The organism is Paracoccus sp. MBLB3053, from assembly GCF_031822435.1.
In the GTDB taxonomy this organism is placed as follows: Bacteria; Pseudomonadota; Alphaproteobacteria; order Rhodobacterales; family Rhodobacteraceae; genus Paracoccus; species Paracoccus aurantius.
This window is the reverse complement of record NZ_JAVQLW010000005.1, coordinates 317964-324622: the sequence shown is the minus strand read 5'-3', so window position 1 is coordinate 324622 and position 6659 is coordinate 317964. Positions and strand designations below refer to the sequence as shown.

Here is a 6659-nt window from a genome sequence, read left to right as displayed (position 1 = left end):
CGGCATGCCTCATGGTCTTGTTGGTCTTGGTCAGGGGAAAGCCACAGCCCGTAATTCTGGCTGCGGAAGGTGATGACGTCCGAAGCCGCGCGGTCTTGCGGCCCGTGTTCGCCGGGCATGACAAGAATGCGCGCGGGGCATTCGGCCAGCCATGCAAGGCCCGCTTCGGGCGTGTCGAACAGCCTGACTGGATGTTCCAGCCGCCCGGCATAGTTGAACTCGCCCGCGTAATCGCCACTGACCAGACCCACGCCTGCCATGTCATGCAAGGAAAGCCGGTGGCCCAGATTGCCCGCGTCGTAGATCTTGGTCATCTGACCCAGAAACAGCACGGACAGCGACAGGATGAGGGCGCAGCTCCCCATGGCGGCATAAATGCCTCCGCTCCAGACCAGCAGGGCAGCGGTCAGGGCCAGGGCGGTCGCCAGAAGCGCGGGCGCGAGCGGTTGCGCGGCAATTCCCCATTCCTTGGGCCCAAGGCCCAGCATGATCGCTCCCAGCAGCAGGGCCAAGTCCAGGGGAAGGATCGCCGCTAATCGCATCGGCATGCGTGGCACAGCCAGCGTCGGGGCAAAGGCGATGGCCAAGGCGGGCAGCATCGGCAAAAGATAATGCGCCTGCTTGCCGCTGATCAGGCTGAAGATCGCGAAATCGGCAAGGGCCCAGACGGCCAGAGGCCCTGTCAGCCGCGCCGCGCGCCAGCTGGCGAGGGACCAGCCCCATGGCCAGATCAGCAGCGGCATCATGGCAAGGAAAAACCAGATTGGCTTTTGATGGGCAAAGGAATCGACGACGCGCCCCGCGCTTTGCGTCCAAAGGACAGCGGTGCGGTATTCTGACCCGCCCGCAACAAGCGCCGGACCCAGCCACAATGCGACAAGGCCGAGGCCGGTCAGCAGGCCCAGTGCCAGCCCCTTGGCAGTCGATCTCCAATCCGTTCCGGCCCAAAGGGGCGTGGTCAGCGCCACAGGCAGAAGATGCACCAGAGTGACGGGGCCCTTGGCCAGGGCGCCAAGCGCTAGCGCCGTTCCCCAGCCTAGCCATGCCGCCCGCCCGCGCGATGCCACTCCCGTCAGCGCGGTGACACCCAGCACCGTTGCGAGCACCTGCATCGCGTCGAACATGGTCAGCCCCGCAAAGAAGCTGAAGCCCAGCATCCCCGACAAAGCCAGCGCGGCATGGCCGCTGATTTCGGGCTCATCGGGGACGAGCTTGCGCGCCAGTCGCGCCGTCGCCCAGACCGAGGCGAACCCGAAAGCGGGCGCGACCAGACGCGCAGCGGTCTCGGAAGGGCCTGTCACCAGCCAGACAAGGTTGATAAGCCAGAACAGCAATGGCGGCTTGTGACTGTAGGAGAGCCCGTTCAGATGCGGCACCAGCCAATCGCCGGACAGCCGCATCTCCCATGCGACGGTCAGATAACGGGTTTCGTCGATGGGCATCGCCGGGCGCAGCAGGACGCCCAGCACCGAAAGTCCTGCGAAAAGCATCATCGCCAGTGCCAGCGGCGGAACCACCAGCGAGTCGCCTCGGATCTGCGAGATCTGGTCGCTCATGCGGGGGCCTTGGCCGTGCCCTCGGCCCGGATCAGGCGCAGATTGCGCAGATAGACAATCAGCCCCGAGGCCTGACCCATGATGAAGACCGGATCGTGCCGCGCCAGCGCATAGGACAGAAGCGTGACCCCGCCTGCAAGGCTAAGCCACCAAAAGGCCAGGGGGATGACACTGCGGCCCTGTCTTTCGCTGGTGATCCACTGGATCAGAAATCGGGCGCTGAACAGCATCTGGCCCAAAAGGCCGATGCCAAGCCAAAGATTGGATGAGGTCATGTTCCTGTCCATGCAGTTCCGCTCCGGCAACCGCTCGCGCGGCCCGGATCATCGTTTCTGCGGTCGGATTAACGGGCCAAGCTGAAGCGAAGCTGAACGCCGGACAGGTTATTTCGGGATGCGGTAACCCAGGCCGCGCTGGGTCTGGATGCGGTCTCGGCCCAGCTTGCGGCGCAGGCGGCTGACATAGACCTCGACCGTGTTGCTCAGGGCGCCTTCCTCGAAGCTGTAAAGCCGGTCCTCGATCTCGGCGCGCGAGACGTAGCGGCCGGCGTTGCGCAACAGCGTCTCGAGGACGATCCATTCCCGTCGGCCCAGATCGACCGGCCCATCCGGCCCCGAGACCTGTCGTGCCGCCAGATCGACGCGGAACGCACCAAGCGCGATCAGGGGATTGGGATTGCCGTTATAGCGTCGGGCGACCGCCCCGATCCGGGCAGAAAGCTCGGACAGATCAAAGGGTTTGACCAGATAGTCGTCCGCCCCGGCATTCAACCCTTCGATCCGGTCCGAGATACGGTCCATCGCGGTCAGGATGATCACCGGTGTCGTCGCACCCCGCCCACGCAGGGCTCGGAGAAACGGGATGCCCCGCCCATCGGGCAACATCAGGTCCAGCAAGATCAGGTCGTAATCGACAGCCGCGACGCAAGCTTCTGCATCGGCCAGCGCGCGCACCAAATCGGGCAGATGACCGTCGGCGACGATCTGTTCACGTACGGCGGGGCCCAGCCCGGCGTCATCCTCAATCAGCAGGATCCTCATGATCGCCCTCCCTTGAACAGGCGCCCGGTTCGGTTTGCCTTCAGCTACGGGCTTGAAGGACGCGGCATGACAGGTTCATTCGCCACACCCCTTCTTTTCGCTGCAACGTTCCTGTTCCTGCAAGCCGCGATCCTTGCCGCGGGCTGGTCCATGCTTCTTCAGGCCTTTGACCGCCTCATGGCCGATGATCCAAGGGTGGGATAGCCCCTGTAATTCCTCGCCGGGATCTGAACGCGAGATCGGCCAGTCCACGCCGAATCCGACTGATTTTGTCAAGTCAATCTTGACTTCAATGATAAAGATTCGTCTAAGCCACGCAGAACCTCTTGCCAAATACAGGTTGTCCCATGCTTGCGCGCCTTTTCGCCCTGACCACCGCGTTTTGTGCGGTCCAATTCTCGGCGGCATTTGCCGATCCTCTTACCCTGACCGATATTGCGGGACGCGAAGTCACCATCGAGGCGCCCGCCGAGCGCATCATCCTGGGCGAAGGGCGACAGATCTATCTGCTGGGCGCACTGGAACGTGAAAACCCCTTCGCCCGCGTCGTCGGCTGGCGCGAGGATCTGTTGCAGGCCGATCCCGACACCTATGCCGCCTATGCCGCGAAATTCCCGCAGCTGAAGGACCTGCCGACCTTTGGCGGCTTCAAGGACGGCACGTTCGATGTTGAACAGGCCGCCGCGCTGAAGCCCGATGTCATCCTGATGAATCTTGAATCCAAGGCAGCGACCGAGGATGCAGGCTATGACAAGAAACTGTCGGAATTGGACATTCCGATCGTCTATGTCGACTTCCGCGAAGACCCGGTGGCCCATAGCGTCAAGTCCATGGAAATCATCGGAAAGCTGGTTGGCAAGGAAGACAAGGCCAAGGAATATCTCGATTTCGTCGATCAGCAGATGAAGCGTGTGACCGATGTCATCGCCCAATCCGAGATCACGCGCCCCATGGTCTTTGTCGATCGCGCCGGCGGCTATTCGGATGATTGCTGCATGACCTTCGGCAATGGCAATTTCGGCGAATATATCGAGATGGCGGGCGGCACGAATATCGCCAAGGACATTCTGCCGACCACTTTCGGCACGCTGAACCCCGAACAGATCATCGCTGCAAACCCTGATCAGGTCATCGTGACCGGCGGCCAATGGGACGCCTATGTGCCCGGCGGCGCATGGGTCGGTGTCGGCCCCGGCTCGGACGTGAAGCTTGCGCATGAAAAGCTGGAGGCGTTGACCAAGCGCACCGCGATGACCGGCATCAAGGCGGTCGAGACCGGCAATTTCCACGCCATCTGGCACCAGTTCTATGACAACCCCTATTATTTCGTCGCGGTCCAGCAGCTCGCGAAATGGCTGCAGCCGGAACTTTTCGCCGATCTCGATCCCGAGGCTACGCTGAAGGAACTGCACACCCGATTCCTGCCGGTGGATTACCAACCGGGCTATTGGGTATCGCTCAATGACGAGTAAAGCCGAGCCTCAGGATCAGCATGTGGCGGGGCGCGATTTTTATCGCGCCCTCGTCATTCGCAAACAACTGATCCTTGTGGCCCTGGCGGCGGCGCTGATCCTGAGCCTGTGCACCGATCTGGCACTTGGCCCGGCTCGCTATTCGTTGGGTGAGGTGGTCGATGCGCTGCTGCGCCCCGGTGCCGTAGATGAACGCATCCGCGTCATCCTGTGGGAAATCCGCATGCCGGTTGCCCTGATGGCGATGACGGTGGGGGCAAGCCTGTCGATTGCAGGCATGCAGATGCAGACGATCCTGAACAATCCCTTGGCCAGCCCCTTCACGCTGGGAATTTCGGCGGGCGCGGGCTTCGGGGCGGCCTTGGCACTGGCCTTCGGCGTGGCGATCGTTCCGTTTGCCATAGAATATGTCATTCCGGTCAATGCTTTCCTGATGGCAATGCTGACCTCGCTGGCGATCTATGGCCTGAGCCTGCGTCGTGGTGTCAGCAGTGAGACCATCGTGCTTCTGGGGATCGCGCTGGTCTTCATCTTCAACGCGCTGATGTCGCTGATCCAGTTCTTTGCCAGCCAGCAGGCCGTCGCCGCGGTGGTGTTCTGGACCATGGGAAGCCTGACGAAAGCGACCTGGCCCAAGCTCTGGATCTCGCTTGCGGTTCTGGTCTTGTCGCTGCCCCTGCTGGCGCGGCGCGGTTGGGCGCTGACCGCGATGCGGCTGGGCGACGCCAAGGCCGAGAGCATGGGCGTAAAGCTGCGCAGGCTGCGGCTCGAGGTGCTGGTCATCGTCAGCCTGCTCGCGGCCATCTCGGTCTCGTTCGTGGGCACCATCGGCTTTGTCGGACTGGTCGGTCCGCATATTGCGCGGATGCTTCTGGGCGAAGATCAGCGTTTCCTTTTGCCCGGCGCGGCGATGTGTGGCGCGCTGATCCTTTCGGTCGGCTCGGTGTTCTCGAAGATGATCATCCCGGGCACGATCATCCCCATCGGGATCATCACCTCGATCGTGGGGATTCCCTTCTTCCTGTATCTGATCCTGAGCCGCAGGGGGGCATCGTGGTAAGCCTGCAGCTGACCGATCTGAGCGCCGCCTATCGGGGCAAGACAGTGCTTTCGGGCATCTCGACCCCGGCGCTGCAAGGCGGGCAACTGGTTGCGCTTCTGGGGCCGAACGGGGCCGGGAAATCGACCCTGTTCCGACGCATCTTCGGCCTGCTTTCTGGTCCGGGCAAGATCTTGGTCGAGGGCGTAACGTCAGCCCGACCCATCGCCTACATGCCGCAGGACAATGGCGCGCGGCCTGTGCTGTCGGTCTATGAATCGATCCTGCTGGCCCGCATGCAGGGCCGTCGCCTGAAGGTCCTGTCCGAGGATCATGCCGAGGTCGAGCGCGTGCTGAACCTTTTGGGCATCGCCCATCTGCGCAGCCAGAATGTGGGTGATCTGAGCGGAGGCCAACGCCAGATGGTGAACGCGGCGCAGGCGCTCGCGCAGCAGCCGCAGATCCTTTTGATGGATGAGCCGACCTCGGCGCTGGATCTCAGTCGGCAATTGGACCTTCTGTCACTTCTGCGTCGCCTGGCGCAGGACGAAGGGCTGCTGATCGTCATCGCGCTGCATGACCTTGGCCATGCGCTGCGCTTTGCCGATACCGCGATGGTGATCGACCAGGGCCGCCTTGCCGCCTGCGGCCCCACCGACGAAGTCGTCACGCCAATGCTGCTTCGCGAGGTCTTTGATGTCGAGGCGCGCGTCGAGCCCTGTTCCAGAGGCGCGCCGCAACTGATCGTCGAGGGTCGGGCCATGCGTCAGCGCGAGCCAGCATAGACACGATTGCAAGGCGTCTCCGCCGACTCGGCTTTGAGACTTTCCGCTCAGGGAAACGCAAATTGTCCTGGGGCCGCCGCCACGTCCCAGGCGTTCCTCGGCCTCATCCTTTCGGCCGTGCCGGCCCAGAGCAGCCCGTCACCCTGCGGGGATGCCAGAGCGCCGGGGGAAGGTCAGAACCGTTGGGCCGTCGAGCCCCGAAGAGCGAAGTTGTGATCGCGGCTGCCGGGATTTAGGGCCAAGAACCCTTGACCTCGGCATCGAGACGCGCATCATTCAACCGCTGCCCAGCTATCGAGGCGAGGTATGACCAGCTTCCGTGTGAACGGTCGGGACCATGAGCTCGACATCGACCCGGACACTCCGCTGCTTTGGGTGCTGCGCGACGAACTTCGTCTCACCGGGACCAAGTTCGGGTGTGGCATCGCGCAATGCGGCGCCTGCACCGTCATGCTAGACGGAATGCCACGACGATCCTGCGTCACCCCCATCTCGATGGTGGAGGGCCGCGAGGTCACGACGATCGAGGGAATGGAAGGGCCCGAGATCCAGGCGGTCCGTGCGGCCTGGACGGCGATCGACGTGCCGCAATGCGGCTGGTGCCAGTCGGGCCAGATCATGTCGGCGACCGCCCTGCTGCAGATGGTCAACAATCCCACGGACGCAGATATCGACAATGCGATGGCAGGCAACATATGCCGCTGCGCCACCTATGTCCGCATTCGGCAGGCGATCCATGACGCCGCCAAGACGCTGGAGGGCTGAGC

8 protein-coding genes are annotated in these 6659 nt (G+C 63.0%); 5 read left to right on the top strand and 3 right to left on the bottom strand.

What is annotated here, in order from left to right; genetic code table 11:
- The 3 genes from RGQ15_RS21680 to RGQ15_RS21670 all read right to left on the bottom strand — a co-directional run.
- Nucleotides 1-1556, bottom strand: a 1556-nt coding sequence (locus tag RGQ15_RS21680) for an ArnT family glycosyltransferase (protein WP_311162983.1), incomplete at its 3' end; no start/stop codon positions are given.
- On the bottom strand, nucleotides 1553-1831 hold the full coding sequence (locus RGQ15_RS21675) for a lipid-A-disaccharide synthase N-terminal domain-containing protein (RefSeq protein WP_311162982.1): 279 nt from the start codon (nucleotides 1829-1831) through the stop codon (nucleotides 1553-1555). The genes RGQ15_RS21680 and RGQ15_RS21675, both read right to left, overlap by 4 nt.
- Before the next feature lie 108 nt (nucleotides 1832-1939).
- Nucleotides 1940-2596, bottom strand: coding sequence for a response regulator (locus tag RGQ15_RS21670; RefSeq protein ID WP_311162980.1), 657 nt, complete (start codon nucleotides 2594-2596; stop codon nucleotides 1940-1942).
- A 66-nt stretch (nucleotides 2597-2662) separates the two neighbouring features.
- On the opposite strand from RGQ15_RS21670, the gene RGQ15_RS21665 reads away from it, so the two are divergent.
- From RGQ15_RS21665 to RGQ15_RS21645, 5 genes are all read left to right on the top strand, one after another.
- Entirely contained in the window at nucleotides 2663-2800 is a 138-nt protein-coding gene (locus RGQ15_RS21665; RefSeq protein WP_311162978.1) for a hypothetical protein, read from the top strand.
- A 143-nt stretch (nucleotides 2801-2943) separates the two neighbouring features.
- Nucleotides 2944-4068 carry an ABC transporter substrate-binding protein gene (locus RGQ15_RS21660; RefSeq protein WP_311162976.1) on the top strand — a complete coding sequence of 375 codons (1125 nt, stop codon included), beginning with the start codon at nucleotides 2944-2946 and terminating at the stop codon, nucleotides 4066-4068.
- Nucleotides 4058-5128 (top strand): FecCD family ABC transporter permease, encoded by a 1071-nt coding sequence (locus RGQ15_RS21655; RefSeq protein ID WP_311162975.1) that lies wholly within the window; start codon nucleotides 4058-4060, stop codon nucleotides 5126-5128. Before RGQ15_RS21660 ends, RGQ15_RS21655 begins: the two co-directional genes overlap by 11 nt.
- Entirely contained in the window at nucleotides 5122-5892 is a 771-nt protein-coding gene (locus RGQ15_RS21650) for an ABC transporter ATP-binding protein (RefSeq protein ID WP_311162974.1), read from the top strand. Before RGQ15_RS21655 ends, RGQ15_RS21650 begins: the two co-directional genes overlap by 7 nt.
- Nucleotides 5893-6198: 306 nt before the next feature.
- Entirely contained in the window at nucleotides 6199-6657 is a 459-nt protein-coding gene (locus tag RGQ15_RS21645) for a (2Fe-2S)-binding protein (protein WP_311162972.1), read from the top strand.
- The last annotated feature ends 2 nt before the right edge of the window (nucleotides 6658-6659 follow it).

Coding starts and splice junctions, on each gene's coding strand:
- RGQ15_RS21675 (WP_311162982.1), bottom strand. CDS start 1,831: ATGACCTCATCCAATCTTTGGCTTGGCATCGGCCTTTTGGGCCAGATG.
- RGQ15_RS21670 (WP_311162980.1), bottom strand. CDS start 2,596: ATGAGGATCCTGCTGATTGAGGATGACGCCGGGCTGGGCCCCGCCGTA.
- RGQ15_RS21665 (WP_311162978.1), top strand. CDS start 2,663: ATGACAGGTTCATTCGCCACACCCCTTCTTTTCGCTGCAACGTTCCTG.
- RGQ15_RS21660 (WP_311162976.1), top strand. CDS start 2,944: ATGCTTGCGCGCCTTTTCGCCCTGACCACCGCGTTTTGTGCGGTCCAA.
- RGQ15_RS21655 (WP_311162975.1), top strand. CDS start 4,058: ATGACGAGTAAAGCCGAGCCTCAGGATCAGCATGTGGCGGGGCGCGAT.
- RGQ15_RS21645 (WP_311162972.1), top strand. CDS start 6,199: ATGACCAGCTTCCGTGTGAACGGTCGGGACCATGAGCTCGACATCGAC.